This window comes from Photorhabdus caribbeanensis (assembly GCF_018448885.1).
GTDB classification, from domain to species: domain Bacteria; phylum Pseudomonadota; class Gammaproteobacteria; order Enterobacterales; family Enterobacteriaceae; genus Photorhabdus; species Photorhabdus caribbeanensis.
Map to the genome: position 1 here is coordinate 41,458 of NZ_RCWB01000002.1, position 26,311 is coordinate 67,768.

The window sequence follows — 26,311 nt, forward strand, 5'->3', positions numbered from 1 at the left end:
AGGGTTGAAATGCACAAAGGTAAAAAGTTGAATAAAGATAATGGCATCCTCGCTACCCTTGGGAAGTCTAATTCTGATCCTCAAGAAGAACGGAAAGCCGGGTTTTTCGATCAGTTGATAAAACACCATACTCAATCAGAGTATGACCCGCTTACAGATACAGCCAGTGTTGGATCTGATGTTGCTTTTTCGGTTGTCAATCAAAGCCCAGCTTGTGAAGTTGATGATGTATTAGTCAGTAAGCACGCTGAAAACTCAAATAGTGATATGCCGCCTGATGCGCGCCGGGTGCTGGTTAGTTTGCTGCGTCAGGGCGTTATTTTGTCTTCGCAGAAAGCCAAATTGTTTGAATTACTTTGTCGATACCAATCTGCTGTCCGCAAACATCTGTCAGAAGTCTATTTAAAGTTAGTTTTAGATGAAAAAGCAGGCGTTGCCTTTATCGCTGGCTTTCAGAATGAGGAAGATACTGAATCATTGGGTATAGATGATGAAGAGGTTGTCTCTCTGATTAGCCGAAGGACGCTCTCTTTATACGATACCTTGTTGCTGTTAGTGCTGCGTAAACACTATCAGGACCGGGAAACATCAGGAGAGCAAAAGGTTATCATTGATATTGAACGTATAGAATCCCATTTGACGCCGTTTTTACCGCTAACAAACAGTACTAAATCTGACCGGAGAAAACTCAAGGGCGCTCTTGATAAAATGGTGACGAAAAAAATATTGAGTTCGGTCCGAGGAAGCGAGGATCGCTTCGAAATTACGCCGGTGATCCGCTATGTAGTCAGCGCTGAATTTCTCGAAAATATGCTTAATGAATACCTGAAAATGGCGGGAGAGAAGGGTATTGAGCTAAATAAAAATGGCAGCAACGCTGTTGATTATCAAGATGAAGAGGAATAGACAGGAGATGAAAATGACTGATCAAACTCTTTCGGCTAATTCATTATTTCACGTTGGTCAAATCAGATTAGCTGAACTCTCAGTTTATAACTGGGGGTCATTTAATGGCTTGCATACCGCGTTGATAGATCCTATGGGAACGCTGGTTACTGGAGATAATGGCGCCGGAAAATCGACGTTTATTGATGGCCTGATGGCTTTGCTGCTTCCTGCCGGAAAGGCCACTTTTAATGTGGCTGCGGCGCAGGGTGATCGTTCTGACCGGACTTTACTTTCCTATATGCGAGGAAGTTTTGGATCTGCCCATGACGGAGCGGGGACGAGAGTCAGAAGTAAGCGTGAATTTGGCGTGGTGACTGGGCTTAGGGCTTTGTATCAAGGTGATGATGGGTCAAAAATCACACTTGCGGCGCTTTTCTGGATTACTAAATCGACGAATGTGCTGGCGGATGTGACACGTGTTTATGTTGTTGCCAAAAGAGACCTGACTCTTAAAGAAATGCTTAATGCTTTTGGGAACGGTAATGCCCGGGCATTCAAGCAATGGCTTCGTGATGATCCGACGATTACGTGCTGTGATGATAATTTTTCTGATTATCAGGAGTTGTACCGAAAGCTCCTGTATATGGACAATAAGAATGCGCCTGCACTTTTGTCACGGGCGTTAGGTCTGAAAAAAATTGATGATTTAACCGGGTTGATTCGTGAGTTGGTACTGGAACCGAGTACGGTCAAGGATGATGCTAAAAAGGTAGTGGAAGAGTTTGCTGATCTGGTGGCAATTCATAGTCAATTAGTGGATGCAAGAGCACAAAAGGTGCACTTATCTAGATTACCTGAACTCAACTCAATTATTGAAAAAACAACGAAAGAATTTGAAGAATTAACGGTCGAAAAAAATAGTCTCCCGGCTTACTTTGGGGAAGTCTTCGCGCAACTGTGGAGTGAAAAAATTGCCGATATTGAGTCGGAACTTGAAGCGCTACTCCTCGAAATTAAGCAAGTTGAAGAGCAGAAAGCAGATGCGGATAAGCTGGTTGAGCGAAGGCACGAGGAATATCTCCAATTTGGTGGGGATAAAATAGAGTCGCTGAGAAAAGAGGTTGATCATACCCAAGCTCAGTTGAATCGGGTGGTTAGGAATTCATCGCAATATCAAACTCATGCCAACGAGCTGGCTCTCCCTTCTGTGTTAGAGGAGGCTGTATTTCTTAAAAATCAATCCACAGCATCAACGCGGCTTGCCAGTATTCAACAAGAAGAGGGCGAGTATCAGGACAGGTTTGCCACCATCAGTGCTAAATTCAGTGAGCTACAAGCAAATATCCATGATATTTCTCAGGAAATTCGGGAGATCGAGGCAAGGCCCGATTCCAATATTGATGTGAAATATCAGCAATTACGAGATGAACTGGTTAATTCCTTAGAATTAAGTAAAGAGCAATGTGTATTTATCGGTGAGCTTATTGATGTCGAAGATCGTGAAAAGAGCTGGCAGGGCGCGATAGAGAGGGCGTTAGGCGGGTTACGAACAACACTTGCTGTGCCACATCATTGTTATTCGATGGTGACTCGCTGGTTGAACGCCCGGCATACGGGTTTACATGTCCGTGTTCAAGTTGTGAACGATTCGACAACTCAAGGCCAATCGGTGGCGTTTAAGTCTGATGGTTATCTAAGGAAACTGGTATGGCGTAATCACCCTTATCGGGAGTGGCTTAAGCACCATTTGCAGCGATTTGACCTGCAATGTGTTGCAAGCACGGAAGAATTGGATAAAACCCCGTTTTCGATGACACAGCAGGGGTTAATACACATGGATAAAGGGCGCTTTGAGAAAAAAGATCAACACCGAATAGATGACAGAAGACGCTGGTGTCTGGGTTTTTCGAACAAATCACGTTTAGCCATTCTTAATAACGATAAAAAAGAGTTAACTCTGCAACTGGCGGAAACCGAGAAAAAGGTGAGTCAGGCCCGTCAAGATTTGAATTCTGTTTCTGATCGTAAAATTCTTTGGGAGAAAATCCAAAGTTACCGCTGGGATGATATTAATGCTCCTTACTGGCACGAAAAGCTTTCTGATTTACAGGCTGACCTTAAGATGTTGGAACAGTCAGGGGGCGATCTTGATAAGGCCAGAGAGCGTTGGGAGTCGTCTAAACAGCAGTTAGCTCAAATTCAATCGGTATTAAATCAGCTCAACTCTGATTCTGGCGGTGTTAAAAATACGCTGAAAAATGCAAAAGAGGAGTGGAGCAAAGCGCAGGCAAAGGCGTCGAAAGGATTACCTGATTCAGCCAGACAGTTACTTGCAATTCGAGTTGGCGTACTTAATACAAACGATTTAGGCCGAACGTCTGAATTGGTGTTGAAAGTTGAAGAAGATTTAGAACGTCTGTTAGATATTAGCCGAAACGGTAAAGACAGAGCGGAAAGGTCAGCCATCAGCATTATGGTTTCATTCAGGTCTAACGATAAATGGCAAGTCTTCACGGTTGACTGGCAAAGTAATATTGATGGCTTACCTGATTATCTTAATCATTTGCGACAACTGGAAGAAGAAGGGCTTCCCAACCTTGTGGAGCAGTTTATTGAACGTTTGAATAAGCATGCAACGCAGTCACTGGCGCGGATTAAAACTAAGCTTGAATCTGAACGGGAAGATGTCCTTGAACGGATTGATATCATTAACCGGGTCCTCAAGCGTACAGAGTTTCGATCAGGGACACATTTAAAGCTAGGCTCAAAGAGAGAGAAATTCCCACATGTTAATGAGTTTGAACAACATTTGCGCAAGGTGCTTAGTCAAGTAACCAGTGATGACCATGAAGCACGGTTCCGTCAATTAGCTAAAGTAGTTGAAATACTTGGGAAAGCAAGTGCGCCAGGCTCTTCAAATACATTGGAAAGTTTAAGGCTGCTTGATCCTCGTTATCAGATGTCATTTTATGCTGAAGAGTTGGATAGTAATACCGGTGAGATTCGTGATGTATTGGAATCATCCAGTGGAAAGTCAGGCGGGGAGAAAGAGTCATTTGCCGCGACTATTGTCGCGGCAAGTTTGGCCTATGTTTTGACGCCGGATGGCTATGATCGACCGGTTTACTGTACTGTTTTCTTGGATGAAGCATTCTCAAATACGGCTGAAACAGTAAGTCGGCGGGTGCTCCGAGTATTTAGAGAGCTTCATATTCACGTTAATTTGATTACGCCTTATAAAAACCTGAATCTGGCAAGGGAATCTGCTCGTTCACTGCTCATTGCGGAAAGAGATCAGGAAAACCATGACAGCCATTTATGTGAAGTGACTTGGGAAGAGATTGACCGGAGAATGGGCGAAGAGAAGGCGAAAAAGTTGCTTGATGAAGCGGCTGCTCTGGATATTGATCTTGAGAAACTGACATGAAAAGAGGGCAGTATGAGGTGCGTTGGGGGTTATTGCCAGCACAAGTTAAGAGCATCATTAGGCAGCGTGAGTGGGATAACCTTTCCTCACTAAAAGCCCGGCTACTAGGCATCAAGGCATTCCCTATTCGCGTTGGCTTGAAACCACCCAAAGGGAACTCTGCCATATTAGATATAGCTCATTTTCAACGGCTTATTGATGAGTGGAAATCATTTCCCCATCAAGATCTTGTAGAGTGGTCTTCTAAAAATTTCAGGGAGCTATCTGAGCAGCGCATTCCAACTTTTGTTGTCATTGAATCGATGCAATGTCTGATTCAATTTTTAGGAAATGATGCCCTTTCCCGAAGTAAAGTGTGGGAAAGAAATATGAAGCCATTTTTGCGGGTTAATAAAGATCTCTATCCTGCATTGGTTAAGTGTATCGATATTGTGGAAAAACTCTCGTTGAGAGATGCGGAATTATTAGCAGAGTTGCTGCCACAATTAAAGCGAGGCTTAGGGGAAGGGCAATATCTAAGAGCACTGCCACTCATTGGGATTGATACTAAATTTCTTGAGAACCACCAAATCCTGATCGAAGAGCTGGCCGATATTATTCACAATGGGGCTGTTTCGGCATCAGGAGGTCTTATCGCTTGGTTGGGGTGTGCAATAAATCCCAAAGGTTGGTTAACTATCAGGCCGCTTTGCCATGCTGCGATGGCTGCGCTTGGGGGAATGCCTATATTACAAATACCTGGCGAATTACTTAGAAAGCACGAGCTTCCGGCTTCGAATATATTAGTAGTTGAAAACTTACAGTCTGGTTTAGCATTACCCGAAATGCCTGACACGATAGCGGTGATTGGCGGCGGGAAAAACATTGCTTGGATGGATGCGGCATGGTTGAGAAGTAAACGTGTAGGATATTGGGGAGACATTGATACTTGGGGGTTGTTTATTCTCAGTGATGCCAGAAACAAGTTTGTAGATATTGAGCCTCTGATGATGGATGTTGAAACCGTTAAAGCTCATGAAGAGAGAATGGTTCCTGAATCAAATCCAGTTGAATCCAATCCTTCATCGCTAAATGAGGATGAAGCAAAGCTGTTTAATGATCTCATTTCTGGCCGGTTTCAATCTTCACGTTTAGAGCAAGAGCGCCTTTCATCTGATTACATTAGAAACAAGCTTATGAATTGGCTGTCCTAACATAGAAGGGAAGCCGCCAGACGCGATGTGTTTTCTATTTATCGTTATCAGAAATCGTCACTTTCTTGGTGTACATAGAAACGGTGCGTGATTAGATTGGCGAATGCCTGGCTTGCAGCGCTTCGATATGCACCACGGCGCCACAATAGCACCGCATTACGCTGTGGTAACGTAGGTTGAAGTGCGATGGAATAGAGTCCGGCCTGCTCGTGGGCTATGACATCAGGTAACAAAGTTGCGAGTCGTCCTCGACGGACAATTTCTACGATTGCACTAATGGAGTTGGCCTCAATTGCAATACGCGGTGTGATTCCCTGTTTCTGGAAGTACAAATCAATATGGCTCCGCGTTGCAAAGTCTTTACTTAGTAATGCTAGCCCTTCATGTTCCAACATTTTTGCCGTCAATGATGTTTGTTGACCAATGAATCGATGTGATTGACCAACGATCAGGCTGAGTGTTTCGATGAACAATGGTTCGCTATCAATGTCGGGGGAGCGTACGTCTGAGAACGCGATACCGAGATCGAGTTGATTCTCCGCTAAAGAGACTTCTATTTGATCTTGCGTCATTTCCTTGATATTCAAAGCAATTCCTGGATAGAGAGCATTGAAACGCTCTACCCAATGGCCGATGAAGTAAGTGGTGAAGGTGGGTGTCATGGCTAGCCTGAGCAACCCACGGCTTAAATCCTGTACATCATGAATCGCACGCTGACCAGCATCCAGATCCTGCAATGCACGACGGGCGTAACTTGTGTATACCTCGCCAGCGTCAGTGAGTCGCACACTCCTTCCAGAGCGATCGAACAGTTGCACATGCAGTGACTCTTCAAGTTGTCTGATTTGTTGCGATAGGGTCGGTTGCGAGACATGAAGTTCCTCTGCCGCGCGTGTGAAGTTCTGATGTTCGGCAACTGCCAGCAGATAACGAATATGTCGCAGCAGCATATCAATTAACTATTTGAAGATAGTATGGAAATAATGACATCCTGATCTTTGAGACAATAGAAAAATTCGTTCATTCTTCACCTGCTAGCTGTCTTATCGGCCACGATGGGGTGAAGACTATAAGGGCTTCCTGAACATGTCAACGCCGGTTTGCCGTTCTGTACGCCAGAGCCTGAAATAAAGAGGGTGATTACTGGTTTGTTAACAAATACGTCGCCGCAGAACAGCAATGAACTATTGGAAAATACTATAGAGATGATAGTAATCCGATCTTTGACGCTATAGATAAATTCGTTCATTCTTCATCCATCCGCTTTCTTATCGATCACGATGGAGTGAAGACATGCAGGATATTATTGAAGGCTTTTTACAATTTCAGCGCGAGGTATTCCCAAAACGCTGCGAGCTTTTCAAGCGGCTTGCCACCAGCCAAAATCCACGTACTTTGTTTATTGCGTGTTCCGATAGCCGCGTGGTTCCAGAGCTTCTGACCCAACGTGAGCCAGGTGATCTGTTCGTGATACGTAATGCGGGTAATATCGTTCCGTCGTACGGTACAGAATCTGGCGGTGTTTCCGCTACCGTTGAGTATGCGGTCGCTGTGCTTGGAGTCACCGACATTGTGATCTGCGGACACTCAGATTGTGGTGCCATGACCACAATTGCAACTTGTAAATGTATGGATCACCTTCCCGCGATTACAAGCTGGTTACGCTATGCGGATTCTGCGAAAGCGATTAATCAGGCACAGGCGCACGTTAATGAGGCTGCTCGAATTGATTCGATGGTGCGTGAAAACGTAATCGCTCAAATTGCTAATATCAAAACCCATCCGTCCGTGGCGCTCGGGCTGGAACAGGGACACTTGAATCTACACGGCTGGATTTACGACATAGAGACTGGTTCGATCGATGCTTTAGACGGCTTGGTCGGCCAATTTGTTTCGCTTGCGGACTATCCGCATGTTTCTGCAACGTAATCCGTGTCTTACCACGGCATTTAAATAGCTTATTAATCCAAAGGAATCATTATGACACAATCTCAATACTCCCAAACTCCCCGTCAGGCCCTGACCGATGCTATCATCGACGCCAAAACACGCAAGAATTTGACGTTTGAGGATATTGCGCAAGGTACCGGTCTGAGCCTTGCATTCGTCACTGCTGCACTGCTCGGCCAACATCCTTTGCCCGCCGATGTTGCGAGGATTGTAGTTGACCGACTTGAACTCGACGAAGATGCTTTCCTTCTGCTGCAAACTATCCCTGTACGCGGTAGTATCCCCGGAGGTGTGCCGACAGATCCGACTATTTACCGATTCTATGAAATGGTGCAGGTTTACGGCTCAACGCTTAAGGCGCTTGTCCACGAGAAGTTTGGTGATGGCATTATCAGTGCGATTGACTTTAAACTTGATATCAAAAAGGTCGATGATCCTAATGGCGGTTCACGCGCTGTAATTACGCTGGATGGGAAGTATTTACCGACTAAACCGTTCTAAAGTCATTGTAATTATTGGCATCGGCAAGAGGTTTGAATTTGAGAGACAAACCCCTTGCCGTTTCAAAATTACTGAGTGTTAACTTGACCGCTAAAAGTTCCCCATAATCCTTGATAAAGCAATGCCTGCTATAGCTCTCCAGAAAATCAAAGGGATTATGGCAGGTCTGAAGGGATTATGGTTCCAGCAGGATAAAATGAAGGGTTCGCGCAGAATTGGTCAATAACCTGCATTAACTGCGCAGGACGTTCATAAACGACCGCATGCCCGCACTCTATCTCTGTAAAGCGTGCATCCGGAATTGTTCCAAACAGAGCTTTGCTGTGGCGGATGGGTGTCATTTGATCATGCGTACAGCCAATAATCAGTGTGGTAGCTTTTATCGTAGGAACAATTTGAGTGATATCGACCCGGCCATTAAGGTCCATTTGTAACGCTTCAAATTCCCCTGGTATGGCATTGTCGAAGCTGATTGCAAACTGATCTGGAAGCATATTTACATGATTGGGAGAGCTGAAAGCGCAAAACATCACAAAGTCTGCAATAGCTGGTGATTGGATCTCATATAACTGACGCCAGACAGATAAAAATCGTTCTATCTGTAAATCTGTTTTCATCCATCCTGCGATCAGAACCAAATTACAAACCAAATCCTGACGCTTAGCGGCAACAGAAGCAGTAACGACAGCTCCCAACGAGTAACCTATTAGTGTGACAGGTTCTCCTAACGCTGCTGCTTCAATAACAGCTTCGACCTGTTTTTCAAGATGTTCAAGGGTAAGCGTTTCGTTTGCTTTTACCGGTTGAGAAAAATCCAGGGATATAACTCGATTTTCCGCGGCAAGCAGTTGAAAGAGATAACCGAAATGTATCTCGGTGCTGCCGCCAGTGCCATGTACCAAGACGATAGGATTTCTCTTGGCGTTATTCTTAATTGGATCGAGAGGTTGGGATGTGAAGAACTTTACCTCTTTTCCATCTACGTTTATGACACTTTCGTTGATATTAAATTTTTGTTCGGACTTATTCATGGTAATGAAATATCTCCTGATAGATATGGATTATATAGAAGCCAAATATAGATAATTAAACAATTTCCTTGTTAGTTGCTTAATTAAATTAATAACCAAGTATAGAGTTATTGTCAAATTATAAAATTAAAATAGTGTCGTGCTTGAATATTCATATTATTACAAATCTCAATATTAGAGCTTATTTATTGTGTTTTTACGATATTTCAGGTAGAGAAAATAAGTTGCAACCCATTAATTAAGCTATGAATATTTTTTCAAGCGGAATAGAAGAAATATCAAAATATTAAAAAGCCCATATGCAGGGTTGTCTTATTAATTTCTTGTTTCACATTGACAGATTTTCATCCTCATACCATAGTGATTACATCACTTTTTTTATGTGATTGCATTGTTAAATAATTTTCTTCATCTATTGCTTGGGTATTATTGATTGATAATTTATATAATTAAGAATTATCAGTAATACACCCAAAATCATTTTTCGAAATATTTTATAAAGTATTTTTTTCGCTCTGACAGCATTCTGCTATAACGTTCGACTCTGTTTATACAATTCATCAGCGTGTGTAGTCTGCTTCGGAGAGATAAAACTGAATGGCATCATCGGATATTTAACACACCTATTCAGGAGATGAAAAATGTCTACTCAAATCGTGAATGAACCAGATCCGCAATATGTAGTGGCAGAAGGCGAGAAACGTGCCATACGCACGATTAAGCTATTTATTTCTCTGGGCTTTATCGCAGAAGCTGGATTTCTTTTAATGGGGCTTATTTTATTTCCCGATAATGGCCCTTTGGTATGGCGTCTCGTATGGGCGCTTGGTTTATGCGGTATTGGCATGGGGGCCGCCGTTGGGGGACTGACTTACTTGGTATCAGCACGTTTCACGCCAGGAAGTACCGGCGCTTATATCATGACCGCAGTAAGTAGCACTCTGTTATTCAGTGTTTGCCAAACACTTTGTTGGGGCTTGGACCACAATGTGGGACTGAATTATTGGGGTTCAATAGAAATGCCGTTGCTATTCCTGATTAAAGGATACACTGCTGCACTCATTGCTGGCATTTTGGGCAGCTTTCTTCTTAATTCTGTAACAGGTGCGAGATTCCTTGCTCGTCTCAAGGTTTTTTAGTGGATAAGAAATTAACTTTGCCTAATAGTTTCGCCGTTTCCGTATTTCTGGCTGTATTAGCTGCATGTTTGAATCTTATATTGTGGCGCGCTGATATTCTGGAGATGGCACATAGCATCCCGCTGAAGGGGTTAATGATTATTTGGTATCTTTTGGGATGGGGTTTTGCTCCGGGTTGCTTGACCGCGCTCACCATCAATTCAATCAGGGGAAGATTATCTCAGAGGGTGGGGTCGGTGATTGCCACGCTTATAAGCTTTCTGTTGGTTACAGGGATTTGCGGTTTGGTTTATGCTTACCTGACAAACTCTGTCTTTATGCAAATTGCTATGGGAGGAGAGGCTCATCATCATTCCTTGGTAAATCACGGAACTATTCTTGGTTTTATTACGCAACTACTGCCCAGTTTATGTGCAACGGTTATTTCAATCATGAATGCTTTTTCGATAAAAATGGGGAAGCCGTTTAGGTGATAAAATCCAAATAAATTCTTGGTGGCTAAACATTACTTGTGAATTAGCTTCCAAAGCGTAGCTAGTCGACGGTTCTTCTCCTATCTTGTCATGGTGCTCAGTTCCCCGACGGTAAGGCGAAAGATATTAAGCCCTTGTTTTGCGAATGCAAGATTGGGGCTTCCTCACCAATACAGCTTTACAGTAAGCTTTTTAAGTCCGCTGGCGTCGATTCTTCTACCGGCTGATATTGTTAGATTTATTCCTCCAATTACCCTAGTTTTTCGTTACAGTCGTGCCTTTAAGCCCAAGGGAAGAGTTTTGACTGACATGGTAAGAACGTCAGAAATCGACAAATAGACGGAATGAAACCAACAAATAGACGCTATCAAAACCAGCATTTGGACGATGTGATAGCCAGCAAATAGACGCTGTACAAACCAGCATTTAGACGATAGCATAGCCAACAAATAGACGGAGCAATTTAAGCTTCATTCTCCACATTGAACATAAAAGAACAACCTTGAATAACGCACTACACCCAAGATACATAGCACCACAGCTCAAGGCAGCATTGGCTGATACACCAGTGGTGTGCTTGCTTGGTCCTCGCCAAGTCGGCAAAACAACGTTGGCGAAATCTCTAGAGCTTGGGCGGGCTTACCTAACTTTCGATGACAGTACTTTGCTTAACACAGCTAAATCCGATCCCATTGGATTTGTACAAAGCTTGCCGGAACGTGTCACGCTGGATGAAGTACAGCGTGTGCCAGAGATCCTGCCTGCCTTAAAAGCAACTATAGACATTCATCGTCGACCGGGGCGGTTCATACTAACCGGTTCAGCTAATTTGCTACTGCTGCCTGGAGTACAGGAATCCCTAGCGGGTCGCGTCGAAGTAATCTTTTTGCAGCCACTTTCTGAACAAGAAAAGCAGCATAGTCCAACATCGCTACTCGAACAGCTGATCACTAATAAAATTTCTCCTTCAATCAAAGGGGAACAAATCCTCATTGAAGGTGTAGCAGAAGCTGTAGTACAAGGAGGTTATCCAGAGCCGAATACGCGCAGTGAAGCGCGAGCTCGTCAGTGGCACAAGCAGTACCTGAACGCCATTATTCAACGTGATGTGAAAGACATTGCAGCGATTCGAGATGAAGACGAATTACTGAGACTCATTAAGATCCTCGCATTGCGTACTAGTAACCTTTTGAACATCAGTGGATTAGCGAAAGATGTAGGTCTTCAGCGAGAAACCGTTGATAAATATATCACCATTCTAGAGCGTTTGTTCTTAGTGAGGCGCTTACCGGCTTGGCATAAAAACCAAGCCAAACGTTTAATAAAAGCACCTAAAGTTCATGTAGTAGATTCCGGTTTAGCTTGTGCTTTAAACAACCTGAGAGTTGATGATTGGCATAACCTTAGTAATGACTTTGGTGCAGTACTTGAAAGCTTTGTGGTACAACAATTGATCTGTCAATCGGGTTGGAGCGAACATGAACTACACTTCTCCCACTATCGTGATAAAGATCAGGTTGAAGTTGATCTGGTTATTGAAGATGGTCGAAGAATCTGGGGGGTTGAAGTTAAAAAAGCGGCTAGTATACAGCCGAAAGACGGTATGGGGTTGGCAAGATTAGCTGCATTGGCTGACAGAGATTGGCAGGGTGGCATCTTACTTTACACGGGTAACAATTGCCTGCCAATTAGCCACATACCGAACACATTTGCAGTACCAATGAATGCTCTTTGGGGGCATTGATATCTACCACGTCCTAAAGGACGTGGCTCCCTACAGGTTTCAGAGCGTAGTCTGGATATCTTCAATGGGTTCATGCTTCTCTTAGTTTCACAACAGTTTATTTAGTGTGTTACTGCACCAGTTATGCAGGTTAAATAAAATCTGCCTAAAAACAAACTCATGTAAGATAAAGCTTGCCAAAATCATCACTACGATTAGCGTAGCACATTTGGCAAATTATCTCCCTACAGTCACTACAGCTTCGATCTTTAATAGAAATTTACCGCTATCTTTGAGGAAGCCAAAAGGAGCTGGCATTCTCACTATTATCATATGACTAGATATGTATGACATCATCTGACTGCGAGATCTTTCTATTGCTATTTCATAATAGTATTTAAGATTACATATCAACGAACGCCGTCTAGCGCCCCATGTAGAATGATTAGAGTTTTATTTTTTTAACAATCCTGTAGGTATAAGATCAATATAGTCATATGGGCAGAGTTCTTCATTGAAAAAGATATAATTAAAAATAGCGTCCTTAGCACAGACTGCAAAGTACAAGTCAGTTCTAGAAAAAGGGGAATTATCATGTTCAACCGCCCTCCAAGAAACTAAGCTACCAGCTACTGACTTCTTGCCCTTAATAGCTTCACTCGTCTCGTTTAATGACAATCCTATTCTCTACAACATTAAGTTGCTCATTATGAATATGGCAACCACTAGATTTAAGCCAATCAGATTTGAAGTATGCATATCCTAAGTTATATAACTGCTTTTCAATACACTTTTGGCAATAGCAAATTTAGACATGCTGCCCTGAGTAGCTTTTCTGTTTCTCCGGGTAAAAAACATCAATAAAAAGGGACCTTAGTGAAAAAGGGGAGGAAAAGTAAGTGCGATTAACATATTTGTTTTTTTCATATAGGACGAATAAATCATTAGGATTAAAAGTCTCAAATTCACTTCTTGCTTGATAGGGAACACTAGGTTTATCCCCCAACCTCCATTAGTTAAAACTATATCCAGTCCGTTTTAAAACTCGAAAAATAAAGCTCTGTAATGATTCACCTAACGCCAGGCCAAAACCGTTTTTCCTTTTACTCATACCAACCTTCCCCCTGATTTTAGCGCATTCAGAAAAACCAGATTAAGTAGCCTTCTTTGCAAAGGCCGGCGCACAACGCAGCGGCCAATATTAGTTGAACACTACATACCAGAAATGAGCATAACTTGTAAGAATTAAGTGAACACAACCAAGACTATTGGAACATATTGTTGGAAAACGTTACACACAGAGGATAGAGCGAACCAATCTCACCCTACGGACACGGTTAAAGAGGTTAGCGAGAAAAACGATTGGCTTTTCCAAATCAAAATCTATGCACGACAAAGTGATTGGTACGTTTATCGAAAGAGAGTATTACTATTGAATCAACTAGTTGAAGAAATAATTCATTGCATTCAGTTTGACTAATTAAGGATACACTGCTTTACTTAATTACATTCGGCATACAAGTTGATTGCATCCGAGTAACAACACACTCATGGCAAGACATTCATTCATAATTTATAAAAACAAAAACCGCGAGCACTCCGGCCCCGCTGGTCAAAATTCGCTGTAAATCCACGTACTCCAAGCCGTGCAAGACATCATCACCTGTGTTGCCAATGGCATTGTTGAGGTATTTGGCGTCAACCGGGATGAGATCTATATCGTTGTCGATCGGGTACATCCTGACCATTTATTCGTAAGAGGGCAGCTATGGAGCCAGTAGATACCACTGTATTTACCCTACACCCGATTGGCTGGGTGAGAAATGAGAGAACGACCACTCAAGACGATTTCTGGGGCAGCGTGATCTCAACCATCACGCTCGATAGCAACCAGTTCACCCCGGCAGCGACGCAAGGTTTGAGTGAGTTTTCTCACTTGGTAATCGTGTTTGCGATGCACAAAGTTCCTGCTGAAAAAATCGTCACCGGTGCAAGGCACCCGCGGGGTCAGACGGAGCTGCCGCTAGTCGGCATCTTCGGGCAACGGGCCAAAGCGCGCCCCAATCGGCTGGGGGTGTCTTGCTGTGAACTGCTGGCCTGTGATGGGCTGACCTTAACCGTCAAAGCCCTTGATGCCATTGATGGCACACCGGTGATCGACATCAAACCTTACATGCAAGCCTTTGAGCCACAAACAGCAATACGTGAGCCTGCATGGATCTCGGCCATTATGGCACAGTACTATGACTAACGAGGGATTCATGTCCTGAATCATCACTGACATTCGAGGAGCATCATCATGATGCGCATGGCCCATCCGACTGTTTTAGAAACATTGTTACACAACAATCCAGAACTCAATATTCCGGTCCACGAGTACAATATCAACGTGACCTCAAATCACGGGGATATTCTCAAGACACCTTTCAGACCTACAAAGACTTTGATGGTACCGGCAAAGAGACCCATCTCTACCTGCTCTTGCCTTTGTGTGATTACATCTGTCACTACTGCAATTACGTCAAACGACGGATCAAAGCCAATGACAAAATGCATGAGCTGGAGATTTGGGCAGATTTGCTGATTCAGGAATCCAATTTGTATCTGACGCAGGTGCTGTGGGTGAGTCAGGCGCAGAACTCCACGAAGAAGTCATGTATGTCTATTTCCATCAGATGATTGGCGATGCGGATCAGATCCTGTGTCGGCGGGTTTCCAGTGCATAAGGGCGAATGACTATGGTCAGCAAATCCGTGACTCAGGCGGTCCCGACATCGCCCAGCGAGGCCGCTAATGAGAGAATCTTTTAGGCAAAAAAATGCTCCTATCCCTAAATACGCTCTAATTTCGAATATTGACAGCGCAAAAATAGAAGCAGCCAAAATTGGGTATCCAAACATTATAAAACCTATTAACATGGCCGGAAGTCGAGGTGTTTTACGTAATGATAATGTCATCGAATTGGAAAGAAATTTCCGTGAAGTCTGTGAAATAACTCCTCCATTCGGAGTAAAAAAATCTTCTTTATTTTTGATAGAAGAATATCTAGAAAGACAAGAATACAGTATTGAATCTATTTCCTTTAATGGTGTTGTGAGCATTATCACAATTACTAAAAAATACGTATCAAATAATGGTTATTTTTTTGAATTAGGACATACATTGCCTGCTAATATACTATTGCAACAAAAAATCGAAATAGAAAAAGTGGTAACACAAGCCTTGTTCGCGTTAGGTATTTATACCCAGAGGCAACTTGAAAGATGACGTGTATATAATGGAGGAGGACATACGGAGGTTAAGGTGACAAGTGATGGTGTCAAAGTCATTGAAGTAGGAGCTCGGTTAGGAGGAGATCATATTCCTGAATTAGTGGAAATGGCTACTGGTATTGATATGTGGAAAGCAGTTATCCAAGTTTCGTTAAATATTTCACCTGACTTGAGTAAGAAGTTCAGTAAATATGCCGCTATTTCTTATATCACCGCACCTTCTGGCATTGTTAAAAAGATAAATTACACAAAGAATGACTTTATCCATTTTGATGTTAACGTTGGAGAACATATTGAATCACTTAAAAATAGCTCTCAACGATTAGGGTATGCTATTGCGTGTGGTGTAACAGCGGAGCAGGCTGAATTTGAAAGCCACCACCTTAAAGAAAATGTTATTATCGAAATAGAGTCAGAGTAACTCAATACGTATCCTGGTGAACCAATGGCATCTCTATTCAGATTATCTTTATTAAAACATTTACCTCCCCCAATTTTTATCATGTTACTGGGGACACTGTTAACAAGAGCCGCCTATTTTATGGTTTGGCCTTTTTTAGCGATGATCCTTTATCGGCAGTTTAACATGTCAGCGACAGGGATTGGCGGATTATTGGCGCTGTCAAGTATCTTAGGATCAGTGACAGGCATTTATACCGGATATTTATCTGATATTTTTTGCCGCAGAACAATAATGCTTATCGGGGTGATGATAAGCATTATTTCGTTCATCATGATGTCTTTCTCATCTTCACCTATCTTATATTTAATCGCTATATCCGGAATTAGTATTGGGCGTGCTCTGTTAGAAGCGTGTAGCAAAGCCTTAATTGGCGATTATATTGACTCTCCTAAAGAGAGAGAGTCAGTACAATACTATCGATATTATTTGGTCAATGTTGGCGCTGCAATTGGTCCTTATATTGGATTAGCTTCTGGCCTATCGGCACAGAGAGAAACTTTTCTAATTATAGCTATTGTTTATTTTGTTTATGGTATTATGTTGCGTGTCTTTTTATTATCTTCAAAAAAGGAAGAGAAAATAAAAAAAGTCAGCAATGACATTAGCTTTACAAAAACATTGAGCATAATTATTTCTCACCGAACATTCGTGATACTTCTATTATGTAATGTTCTTGTTATGTTTGTTTATGCTAACTTTGATTCTACGCTTGTTCAGTATTTATCTAGATCAAATATCAACAATGTTACCAACTTTATTGCTTTATTAGTTATTGTCAACTCATTGACAATTATCACTTTGCAAATCCCAACTTTAATTTTATTAAGAAATTTTACACCAAGAATAAAAATATTAATTGGTATCGTGTTAATTGCCATAGCTCAAATCATTTTTGCGTTCTCACCTATTAATACAGTTTATTATCTCTGTGTCGCAACTGTCATTCTGAGTTTTGGGGAAATAATTGCCATACCTACGTTTAATGTCGAAGTTGATAGGCTCACACCTCACCATTTAAGGGGTGCTTTTTTTGGTGCTTCCAATATGTCAAGTATCGGAGCAGCTTTAGCACCTATTTACGGAGGGATCATGCTTGATTTATTTAATGCTACTCTACTGTTTTCCTTATTATCCCTAATTAGCTTGATAACTCTATTGATTTATTATAATTTTTTAATTAAAAAAAATAATTAATGGTGGATGTATGAATTGCAATTTTGATGTTGTATTCGATCGTTCTGTTTTTTCATCCACTAAATGGACATACCCTCAAGACCCACTGTATGCCGATAACAAGCCAACACCATTATGGGTAGTAGCTTATCAACATTAAATGCGATTACAGACTGGCAAAAAAACAGGCATGACTGGACAATTGAACCCGACTGGATTGTTCAGATCACATATTATGGTTGCCAGTAAGAACATAAGGAAAATTGCTCTTACGGGCAAACTTTATTATCTTTCCACAACAGTCACAACGCTTGCGCACATGCCCAGGCGGAGCTCCACGCCCACTGGAAGTTATAGCCACCAAGCCAGCCGGTGACGTCTACCACTTCGCCAATAAAATAGAGTCCTTTTACCTGGTTAGCTGCCATCGTTTTGGATGAAAGCTGGTGAGTATCAATACCTCCCATCGTCACTTCGGCGGTGCGATAGCCCTCAGTTCCGTTAGGCTGTACTCGCCATGACTGGAGGTTTATCGCCAACTGTTTTTGCTGATTTGAGGTTAGTTGTTTAAGAGCAATATCTGGGATTTGACCGAGCGTTTGCAGGCATTCTGTCAGCCGCTTTGGTAATAATTTTGCCAAAGTATTTTTGACGCTTTGGTTTGGGTGAGAACTCCGTTCCTGCTCCAGAAAAGCTTCCAAATCACTATCTGGAAGTAAGTTAATACTCACAAACTCTCCCGACTGCCAGTAACTGGAAATTTGTAAGATTGCTGGACCAGAAAGTCCCCGGTGGGTAAACAGGATATTTTCTTTAAACCGAGTACCGTTTTCGGCGGTAACAATAGCAGGAACAGACACACCAGAGAGCACATGAAGTTGCTCCAGAAGTGGTTTATGCAGAGTAAAAGGTACGAGAGCGGCGCGGGTTGGCAAAACTTTCAAGCCAAACTGTTCTGCAATCCGATAACCAAAAGGAGTTGCTCCAAGGCCCGGCATAGATAATCCACCGGAAGCGATGACAAGTGAGCGTGTACTTACTTCTTTTCCGTTAACGATGATAACGAAACCCTGCTCATTTTTTTCTACGTGGCTAACTTCACTGCGCAGGCGAATAGTAACCTGACCGGCTTCACACTCTTTCAGTAACATATCAACTATCTGTTGGGCGGAATCATCGCAGAAAAGCTGCCCCAGTGTTTTTTCATGGTAAGCAATGCCATGACGTTGAACCAGTTCGATAAAATCCCATTGTGTATAACGGGCCAGAGCAGATTTGCAAAAATGGGGGTTAGTAGAAAGATAAGCTGATGGTTCTGTGTACATATTAGTGAAGTTGCAACGTCCACCACCAGACATCAAAATCTTACGCCCGGCTTTTTTACCATTATCCAGAACCAGTATCCGTAAACCGAGCTGTCCAGCCTGAGCTGCACAGAACAAACCTGCTGCACCGGCGCCAATAATCACCGCATCAAATTTTTCCACTGTTTTTCTCTTTATGACTAAATAATTTAGTGGGGAATTGCCCCTAATATGTTGCATTTTTGATAAGTTTGTGGGGAAAAAGCCCCTTATAACTTAAAATTGTCAATTTTTTAAAAGATATGTAATTTAATGATATATAAGGAGTATTCCTATTTCTTATTGTTATCTAGTTGTCATGAAATCAAAAAAAGTTCATATTTCACTTCCCCCGCTAGCATTTGTCACTGATAATGCGCCGCGTTCATGTCCAACTAACTGGCTTAACGTTTATGCTACATCTTTTTACTGGCCTGGATTTTCACACCAGCCTAATGTTAGTACTGGCACTACTGTTTGTGCTATTTTATGAAGCCATTAATGGCTTTCATGATACCGCGAATGCGGTAGCAACAGTTATTTATACCCGTGCTATGCGAGCACAGTTCGCCGTCGTTATGGCTGGGGTATTTAACTTCTTTGGTGTTCTTCTTGGTGGATTAAGTGTCGCTTACGCGATTGTGCATTTACTTCCGACCGATCTTCTTCTCAATGTCAGTTCTGCTCATGGTCTTGCTATGGTGTTTTCCATGTTGCTGGCTGCGATTGTCTGGAACCTTGGTACCTGGTATTTCGGTTTACCAGCATCCAGTTCTCATACCCTGATTGGTTCCATCATTGGTATCGGTTTGACCAATGCCATCGTAACCGGTTCTTCTGTGGTTGATGCGTTGAATGTGCCGAAGATGATACAGATTTTCCTGTCGTTGATCCTCTCTCCGTTAATCGGATTGATCATCGCCGGGGCAATCGTGTTTCTGCTGCGCCGTTACTGGAGCAGTACCAAGAAGCGTAAGCGTATTCATCTGACCCCTGCTGAACGTGAAAAGAAGGATGGTAAGCGTAAGCCCCCTTTCTGGACACGTACAGCGCTGATTTTGTCTGCGGTAGGCGTAAGCTTTTCTCATGGGGCGAATGATGGTCAGAAGGGTATCGGTTTGATTATGCTGGTGCTAATTGGTGTCGCTCCAGCGGGATTTGTCGTAAATATGAATGCCAATGGCTATGACATTGCCCGTACCTACGACGCTATTACTCACCTGCAACAATATTATCGGCAGCATGGTTCAGCGTTATCCCATGCAATTGAGCTGACGCCATCAGTGGCTGTTGCGGAAGATGAGCCAGAAGGGCGATTCCATTGTGATATTACACGTGCTGTCGTTGTTCTTGATCAGACAGAAAGCCTATTGAAGGGCATTCAGAGCTACAGCGAGCTGAATGCTGAACAGCGTAACAATATGCGCCGTATGTTGATGTGTATTGCTGATACGGCTGAGTCTCTGGCTAAACTGCCGGAAACCCGTGCGGAAGATGCCCGTTTCCTGAATAAATTGCGGAAAGACTTATTACATACCGTTGAGTATGCACCTGTCTGGATTATCATTGCGGTAGCACTGGCTCTGTCTTTGGGAACGATGGTTGGCTGGAAACGTGTTGCAGTCACTATTGGTGAGAAGATTGGCAAAAAAGGTATGACCTACGCGCAGGGTGTTTCAGCCCAGATGACTGCTGCTGTTTCTATTGGTGTTGCGAGTTATACCGGCATGCCGGTCTCTACTACGCAGGTGCTTTCTTCTGCGGTAGCAGGAACGATGCTGGTCGATGGTGGTGGTGTTCAGGGTAAAACCATCCAGAATATCATGCTGGCTTGGATACTGACGCTGCCGGTTTCAATCGGGTTGTCCGGTACGCTTTACTGGTTCGCTTTGAAACTGATTTAATTATTTTAATGGATAATTTGAAGGCGGTATGGATCAACTATACCGCCTTTTTCTTTAATACCAAATCAACATAGAAATCAGGCAAATAACAACTAGTCCACTCAGTGCACTGGTCAAAATAAATTGTCTCCTCAACCTTTCACAACGAAGAACAACTTCTGGATCATGATGATCAAGGTAACGTTGTGAATTGATATAGTTCACTAGCCGAATTTGCTTATTAAGTTGCCCATGAGTAGTGAAAAAGCCGTTACCGTCTACTGATTGATAAAGCAAGGGATCAGATTGACGAAGAATGGACAGCAATGCTCGTAGTGAAGAGAAGTAGCGCATCATATTGATAATGCAGACAAGACACAGCGCCCAAAACAGTGCGATTGTACTGAACATAATCCCCTCCTTAGAATGGTTAGCCAAAGCTGTCACAAAAAAGAAAAAAGAAAAATTGCAGGTGGTAACACCTTTATATTTATTGTAGGAAAGATAGCCAGATAGTACAAAAAACCTGTTCTGCGTGAGTTGGGACAAAACTAACAGAAAAACGTCATAAACACTCATCTAGTCAGTTCTATCCAGCCATGCAATCCCAGGAGACTGGTTAGTTGTTCAGGTAAATATATTGGGTATCAAGAAAGGCCATAAATTCAGAGTAGGATTTTGCTATCCATCAAGTGGCAGGAAGAGCAATTGTGGTATATGTTGTTTGGTGGATGTTCTTTGTCCAGTCGTTAAATACGATGAGTTGTGATCGAAACAGGACTTGAAGAACATTCTAAGTAGTAATAAACACAGGATAGTGGCAATTTGCCCTGCCAACTCACTAACTCGGCATTATGGAAGGAGTTCGCTTATGGCTTACAAACATATTCTTGTTGCGGTTGATTTATCCCCGGAAAGTCAGGTTTTGGTGAGAAAAGCTGTTTCTATGGCTAAACCGGACAATGCCAAAATTTCCCTGATCCATGTTGATGTTAACTATTCCGATCTCTACACCGGTTTGATTGATGTTAATCTCGGTGATATGCAGCAACGTATTACTGACGAGACCCGCAGTGCGCTGAAAGCTCTCTCCGCAGATTCAGGCTATGACATTCAGGAAACCCTGAGTGGTAGCGGTGATCTGGGGCAAGTACTGGTTGATGCAATTAAGAAATATGACATAGATATGGTTGTTTGTGGTCATCATCAGGATTTCTGGAGCAAATTGATGTCTTCCGCTCGTCAGTTAATTAACACGGTTCATGTTGATATGCTGATTGTTCCTCTGCGTGATGATGAATGACAACAGATTGAAAATTTATTCGATAAAATCGCCTGCTTATGCAGGCGTTTTTTTGGATGAAATAGAGCGCTGTTTGGTTTACGTCCGGTGCAATCAAGAAATTTTTTTTACCTTTCTGCGAAAAAACTTCTTGAAAGATGAATATAGAACAGTGATATATTCAAAGGGCAAACACAACTTACCTCACATTTTCGACAAAAATAATTATTAGAAAATGACTGAGGGTCCATCACAACCGAAGTAGAAATAAGGAATAACTAAATGAGCTGTTTACTATCTTTGTCTTCATTTCTTGGATCGATTCAACGCAGGGATGAATATCAACCAGAATATCTCCAGGCTGTTCGGGAAGTATTCACCTCTCTTTGGCCGTTTCTTGAACAAAATCCGAAATACCGCGAATACAGCTTACTGGAGCGTATGGTGGAGCCAGAAAGGGTTATCCAGTTTCGGGTTTGCTGGGTAGATGATCAGGGTAAAGTTCAGGTAAACCGGGCATGGCGAGTGCAATTCAACTCCGCCATTGGCCCATACAAAGGTGGCATGCGTTTTCATCCATCGGTGAACCTCTCTATTCTAAAATTCCTGGGCTTTGAACAAACCTTGAAAAATGCACTGACAACTTTACCAATGGGGGGTGGTAAAGGAGGTTCAGACTTTGATCCTAAAGGAAAAAGTCAGGGTGAAGTCATGCGTTTTTGTCAGGCATTAATGACAGAATTGTACCGCCATTTGGGGCCAGATACTGATGTTCCCGCAGGCGATATTGGTGTTGGTGGCCGTGAAGTGGCTTTTATGTCAGGGATGATGAAAAAGCTTTCTAACAACACGGCTTGTGTATTTACTGGCAAAGGGCTCTCTTTTGGCGGTAGTTTGATTCGCCCGGAAGCAACTGGTTATGGTCTGGTCTATTTCGTCAATGCCATGCTGAAACGTCATGGCATGGGCTTTGAAGGTATGCGCGTATCGGTTTCCGGTGCGGGTAATGTTGCACAATATACGATTGAAAAATGCATGGCGTTGGGTGCGAAAGTAGTAACCGCTTCGGATTCCGGCGGTACTTTAGTTGATGAGGATGGGTTCACACCGGAGAAGCTGGCTCATCTTGAAGAGATAAAAAACCAACGCTATGGCCGTGTGGAAGAATATGCTAGAGAGCGGGGTCTGACTTTCTTGAAAGGGTTACAACCTTGGTCTGTGCCGGTTGATATCGCTTTGCCATGTGCCACTCAGAATGAACTGGACTTGGATGCGGCTAAGGTCCTTATCAAGAATGGCGTCAAAGCTGTTGCTGAAGGGGCGAATATGCCAGCAACTATTTCAGCGACGGAAGCCTTTATTGAAGCAGGGGTGTTATTTGCACCAGGTAAAGCAGCCAATGCTGGTGGCGTGGCGACATCTGGTCTGGAAATGGCACAAAATGCGGCCCGTCTAGGCTGGAAGGCTGAAAAAGTGGATGCACGTTTGCACCACATCATGCTAGATATTCACCACGCTTGTGTTGAGTATGGTGGCGAGGGCAAACAGATCAATTATGTTCAGGGGGCGAATATTGCTGGATTTGTGAAAGTTGCCGACGCTATGCTTGCTCAAGGTATTCTGTAGGCTAAAAGATATCAGCCGCAATATACGGCTGATTTTTTCAACTAGGATAAATGTCAAAACGGTGGTTTTTCGTGGTGATAGCCGCTGATGCAGCGACTCCAGCTAAGGGTTCTGCATAATCAGGTCGCTTTACCACGACGCGGCGTTTTGCCAAAGCGCGTGCGGGGGCTAGCAAATTATCAGCGTCTTCATCAGCGCCAACCAGAGATTGGAACACTCGCATCTCTTTTTTCACCAGTGCACTTTTCTGCTTATGTGGATACATAGGATCAAGATAAACGACATCGGGCTGTGGCGTAATATCGGCCAGCGCTGTAATGCTGGAGGCATGGAGCAGCGTCATGCGCTCTTGCAACCAGCCACCAATTTCTTCATCCTGATAACCTCGTTGCAGCCCATCATCCAGCAATGCCGCGACCACCGGATGGCGTTCCAGCATTCTTACATGGCAACCCAGTGATGCCAGCACAAAGGCATCGCGCCCCAGGCCGGCGGTAGCATCCACGACTGTCGGCAGATAATCTTTTTTGATCCCTATGGCCTTAGCGACTGCTTCGCCGCGTCCGCCGCCAAAACGGCGACGATGTGCCATTGTACCTGATACAAAATCGACATAGATGCCGCCTAACTTTGGTTCATCCCGTTTGCGAAGTTCAAGGCGTTGAGGGGTAAGGACCAGCGCCATAATCGCGCTTTCGTCATGGACCAACCCCCAGCGCTCTGCCAGTTGAGATAAGGCGCTGTTATCAGCGCCTTGTTCACAGATTAAACAGATTCCCACCTTAAATTACCCTTTAATACCGGCCTTGCGCAGCATTGCATCCAGTTTTGGTTCACGGCCGCGGAAGCGTTTGAACAGCTCCATTGGCTCTTCGGAACCACCACGGGACAGAATGTTATCAAGGAAAGATTGCCCGGTTTCGCGGTTAAAAATGCCTTCCTCTTCGAAACGGGAGTAAGCATCGGCTGCCAACACATCAGCCCACAGATAACTGTAGTAGCCAGCGGCATAACCGCCGGAGAAGATGTGGGTGAATGAATGCGGGAAACGCCCCCATTCAGGTGAAGGCACTACGGAGACCAATTTCTTCACTTCTTTTAAGGTCTTCATGGTTTGAGCGCCTTTCTTTGGATCGTAGTTAACATGCAGACGGAAATCGAACTGACCAAACTCAAGTTGACGCAAGATCTTCATGGCGGCCTGATAGTTTTTGGCTGCTAACAGATTATCCAACATGGCTTGTGGTAGAGGTTCTTTAGTCTCGTAGTGACCGGAGATGAATGCCAGTGCTTCTGGCTCCCAGCACCAGTTTTCCATGAATTGGCTTGGCATTTCGACTGCATCCCACGGTACGCCATTGGTACCGGAGACACCGGCAGTTTCAATCTTAGTCAGCATCAGGTGTAGACAGTGACCAAACTCGTGGAACAGCGTATTGACTTCATTGTGGGTGAACAGCGCTGGTTTATTGCCAACAGGTTTGTTGAAATTGCAGTTCAGATAAGCAACCGGCTTTTGCAGTTCGCCGTTAGAACGACGCATGCTGCTGATACACTCATCCATCCAGGCGCCGCCACGTTTATTCTCGCGAGCATACAGATCCATATAGAAGCTGCCGCGCAGCTCATTAGTGTCATCGTACAGATCAAAGAAACGGACATCTGGATGCCAGGTTTCTACATCATGGCGCTCTTTGGCAGTAATACCATAGATACGGCGAACAACTTCAAATAGCCCTTCAACAGCCTTTTGTTCAGGGAAATAAGGACGTAACTGCTCATCATTGATAGAGAACTCGTACTGTTTTTGTTTCTCGCCATAGTACGTCATATCCCAGGCTTCTAGCTTGTGGGCGCAATGATGCCATTTAGCAAAACCTTTTAATTCATCTACTTCTTCTTCACCCTGAGAGTGTGCTCGTTTTGTCAAATCATTCAGAAAATCTAATACTTCCTTAGGGGTTTTTGCCATCTTGGTTGCAAGGGATTGTTCTGCATAATTTTTGAAACCAAGCAATTGAGCCTGTTCATGACGCAGTGCAAGGATTTCGGCGATCACTTCGCTGTTATCCCATTTACCTGCGTTTGGCCCTTGATCGGATGCGCGGGTATTGTAGGCGTGGTAAATTTCCCGACGCAGTTCACGGTTATCTGCATAGGTAATAACCGGCTGGTAACTTGGTGCTTCTAAAGTTAATAGCCAGCCTTTTTGTCCTTTAACTTCTGCTTGAGCTTTAGCGGCGGCAATTGCGCTTTCAGGCAGACCAGACAGATCTTTCACGTCAGTAATTAATTTGGTCCAACCCATAGTGGCATCAAGCACATTATTGTTGAATTGCGAGCTTAAATCGGACAAACGTGCACTGATCTCGCCATAGCGTTTCTGCTTCTCCTCAGGCAGAGCAATACCTGATAGCTTAAAATCACGCAGAGCATTTTCGACAACTTTGCGTTGAGGCACAGAGAGCTTTTCAAACTCTGCACTTTCACGTAATGACTTATAGGCTTGATAGAGTCCCTTGTGCTGACCTAACCAGGTACTGAATTCAGACAGTAATGGCAAACTTTCTTCATAGACGGCGCGTAATTCTGGGCTGTTTTTAACCGAATTCAGATGATTGACTGGGGACCATGCACGGGACTGTTTATCGCTTGCTTCGGCCAGTGGCTGACACAGATTATCCCAGGTAAAAACAGTATTCTCGGCCAATATTTTTTCGACGGTTTGGCGATAATTGGCAATCACTTCTTTTACAGCGGGAACAACATGTTCTGGTTTAATAGAAGAAAATTTGGGTAAACCTGATGGAACGAGTAACGGATTAGTCATATAAAGCGTCCTTTTTATGTGTTGGATACATTGCTGAGCGGAGCAACCTTGTATCGTAATGGGTATCGGCTAATAAGATGTAGGTAAAATTCGACAAACTCAACGCGAATGTTG

At 43.4% G+C, this 26,311-nt stretch carries 24 protein-coding genes and 1 pseudogene; 19 read left to right on the plus strand and 6 right to left on the minus strand.

Going from position 1 to position 26,311, the window contains the following annotated elements; all coding sequences use genetic code 11:
- The first annotated feature begins 9 nt into the window (after nt 1-9).
- From EAE90_RS02145 to EAE90_RS02155, 3 genes are read left to right on the plus strand one after another with little or no spacing between them, the layout of a single operon-like run.
- Nucleotides 10-906, plus strand: coding sequence for a DUF4194 domain-containing protein (locus tag EAE90_RS02145; protein WP_214052077.1), 897 nt, complete (start codon nt 10-12; stop codon nt 904-906).
- A 13-nt stretch (nt 907-919) separates the two neighbouring features.
- Nucleotides 920-4,315, plus strand: coding sequence for an ATP-binding protein (locus EAE90_RS02150; RefSeq protein WP_246550250.1), 3,396 nt, complete (start codon nt 920-922; stop codon nt 4,313-4,315).
- The gene (locus tag EAE90_RS02155; protein WP_214052079.1) at nt 4,312-5,508 is read left to right on the plus strand and encodes a Wadjet anti-phage system protein JetD domain-containing protein; all 1,197 of its coding nucleotides are present in this window, start codon (nt 4,312-4,314) and stop codon (nt 5,506-5,508) included. The genes EAE90_RS02150 and EAE90_RS02155 overlap by 4 nt, the downstream gene beginning before the upstream one ends.
- Nucleotides 5,509-5,555: 47 nt before the next feature.
- Here EAE90_RS02155 and cynR read toward each other — a convergent pair whose 3' ends face one another.
- On the minus strand, nt 5,556-6,458 hold the full coding sequence (gene cynR / locus EAE90_RS02160) for a transcriptional regulator CynR (protein WP_214052080.1): 903 nt from the start codon (nt 6,456-6,458) through the stop codon (nt 5,556-5,558).
- Between the two features lie 343 nt (nt 6,459-6,801).
- Here cynR and EAE90_RS02165 point away from each other — a divergent pair, with 343 nt between their 5' ends.
- The gene (locus EAE90_RS02165; RefSeq protein ID WP_214052081.1) at nt 6,802-7,437 is read left to right on the plus strand and encodes a carbonic anhydrase; all 636 of its coding nucleotides are present in this window, start codon (nt 6,802-6,804) and stop codon (nt 7,435-7,437) included.
- A gap of 51 nt (nt 7,438-7,488) precedes the next feature.
- Nucleotides 7,489-7,959 (plus strand): cyanase, encoded by a 471-nt coding sequence (cynS, locus tag EAE90_RS02170; protein WP_214052082.1) that lies wholly within the window; start codon nt 7,489-7,491, stop codon nt 7,957-7,959.
- Between the two features lie 155 nt (nt 7,960-8,114).
- On the opposite strand, the gene EAE90_RS02175 is transcribed toward cynS, so the two are convergent.
- The gene (locus EAE90_RS02175; RefSeq protein WP_214052083.1) at nt 8,115-8,990 is read right to left on the minus strand and encodes an alpha/beta fold hydrolase; all 876 of its coding nucleotides are present in this window, start codon (nt 8,988-8,990) and stop codon (nt 8,115-8,117) included.
- A 641-nt stretch (nt 8,991-9,631) separates the two neighbouring features.
- Here EAE90_RS02175 and EAE90_RS02180 point away from each other — a divergent pair.
- From EAE90_RS02180 to EAE90_RS24200, 11 genes and pseudogenes are all read left to right on the plus strand, one after another.
- Nucleotides 9,632-10,129 (plus strand): hypothetical protein, encoded by a 498-nt coding sequence (locus EAE90_RS02180; protein ID WP_214052084.1) that lies wholly within the window; start codon nt 9,632-9,634, stop codon nt 10,127-10,129.
- Complete coding sequence (locus tag EAE90_RS02185; protein WP_214052085.1) at nt 10,129-10,602, plus strand: hypothetical protein; 474 nt, start codon at nt 10,129-10,131, stop codon at nt 10,600-10,602. The genes EAE90_RS02180 and EAE90_RS02185 overlap by 1 nt, the downstream gene beginning before the upstream one ends.
- Nucleotides 10,603-11,104: 502 nt before the next feature.
- The gene (locus EAE90_RS02190) at nt 11,105-12,346 is read left to right on the plus strand and encodes an ATP-binding protein (RefSeq protein ID WP_214052086.1); all 1,242 of its coding nucleotides are present in this window, start codon (nt 11,105-11,107) and stop codon (nt 12,344-12,346) included.
- Nucleotides 12,347-13,599: 1,253 nt separating this feature from the next.
- Nucleotides 13,600-13,761 (plus strand): annotated as a pseudogene (locus EAE90_RS02195) (IS1 family transposase); the annotation flags it as partial.
- Nucleotides 13,762-13,971: 210 nt separating this feature from the next.
- A complete protein-coding gene (locus tag EAE90_RS24195; protein WP_214052087.1) occupies nt 13,972-14,106 on the plus strand; it encodes a tautomerase family protein in 135 nt (44 codons plus the stop codon).
- Nucleotides 14,094-14,576 (plus strand): SAM-dependent methyltransferase, encoded by a 483-nt coding sequence (locus EAE90_RS02205; RefSeq protein WP_214052088.1) that lies wholly within the window; start codon nt 14,094-14,096, stop codon nt 14,574-14,576. The genes EAE90_RS24195 and EAE90_RS02205 overlap by 13 nt, the downstream gene beginning before the upstream one ends.
- 316 nt (nt 14,577-14,892) lie before the next feature.
- Entirely contained in the window at nt 14,893-15,051 is a 159-nt protein-coding gene (locus tag EAE90_RS02210) for a hypothetical protein (protein ID WP_214052089.1), read from the plus strand.
- 67 nt (nt 15,052-15,118) lie between these two features.
- A complete protein-coding gene (locus EAE90_RS02215; protein WP_214052090.1) occupies nt 15,119-15,592 on the plus strand; it encodes an ATP-grasp domain-containing protein in 474 nt (157 codons plus the stop codon).
- 36 nt (nt 15,593-15,628) lie between these two features.
- Nucleotides 15,629-16,018: a hypothetical protein gene (locus tag EAE90_RS02220; RefSeq protein WP_214052091.1), complete on the plus strand. Its 390-nt coding sequence runs from the start codon at nt 15,629-15,631 to the stop codon at nt 16,016-16,018.
- A 24-nt stretch (nt 16,019-16,042) separates the two neighbouring features.
- A complete protein-coding gene (locus tag EAE90_RS02225; RefSeq protein WP_214052092.1) occupies nt 16,043-17,254 on the plus strand; it encodes an MFS transporter in 1,212 nt (403 codons plus the stop codon).
- A gap of 10 nt (nt 17,255-17,264) precedes the next feature.
- Entirely contained in the window at nt 17,265-17,393 is a 129-nt protein-coding gene (locus EAE90_RS24200; protein WP_281422293.1) for a hypothetical protein, read from the plus strand.
- A gap of 142 nt (nt 17,394-17,535) precedes the next feature.
- On the opposite strand, the gene EAE90_RS02230 is transcribed toward EAE90_RS24200, so the two are convergent.
- Nucleotides 17,536-18,720 (minus strand): BaiN/RdsA family NAD(P)/FAD-dependent oxidoreductase, encoded by a 1,185-nt coding sequence (locus EAE90_RS02230; protein WP_214052093.1) that lies wholly within the window; start codon nt 18,718-18,720, stop codon nt 17,536-17,538.
- A gap of 269 nt (nt 18,721-18,989) precedes the next feature.
- Here EAE90_RS02230 and pitA point away from each other — a divergent pair, with 269 nt between their 5' ends.
- Complete coding sequence (gene pitA / locus EAE90_RS02235) at nt 18,990-20,480, plus strand: inorganic phosphate transporter PitA (protein ID WP_214052094.1); 1,491 nt, start codon at nt 18,990-18,992, stop codon at nt 20,478-20,480.
- Between the two features lie 54 nt (nt 20,481-20,534).
- On the opposite strand, the gene uspB is transcribed toward pitA, so the two are convergent.
- Complete coding sequence (gene uspB / locus EAE90_RS02240; RefSeq protein ID WP_036812627.1) at nt 20,535-20,870, minus strand: universal stress protein UspB; 336 nt, start codon at nt 20,868-20,870, stop codon at nt 20,535-20,537.
- 460 nt (nt 20,871-21,330) lie between these two features.
- On the opposite strand from uspB, the gene uspA reads away from it, so the two are divergent.
- On the plus strand, nt 21,331-21,762 hold the full coding sequence (gene uspA, locus EAE90_RS02245; RefSeq protein WP_214052095.1) for a universal stress protein UspA: 432 nt from the start codon (nt 21,331-21,333) through the stop codon (nt 21,760-21,762).
- 261 nt (nt 21,763-22,023) lie between these two features.
- A complete protein-coding gene (gene gdhA, locus EAE90_RS02250) occupies nt 22,024-23,367 on the plus strand; it encodes an NADP-specific glutamate dehydrogenase (RefSeq protein WP_214052096.1) in 1,344 nt (447 codons plus the stop codon).
- Nucleotides 23,368-23,404: 37 nt separating this feature from the next.
- Here gdhA and rsmJ read toward each other — a convergent pair whose 3' ends face one another.
- On the minus strand, nt 23,405-24,148 hold the full coding sequence (rsmJ, locus tag EAE90_RS02255; RefSeq protein ID WP_214052097.1) for a 16S rRNA (guanine(1516)-N(2))-methyltransferase RsmJ: 744 nt from the start codon (nt 24,146-24,148) through the stop codon (nt 23,405-23,407).
- A gap of 6 nt (nt 24,149-24,154) precedes the next feature.
- Entirely contained in the window at nt 24,155-26,197 is a 2,043-nt protein-coding gene (gene prlC / locus EAE90_RS02260; protein WP_214052098.1) for an oligopeptidase A, read from the minus strand.
- Nucleotides 26,198-26,311 lie beyond the last annotated feature (114 nt).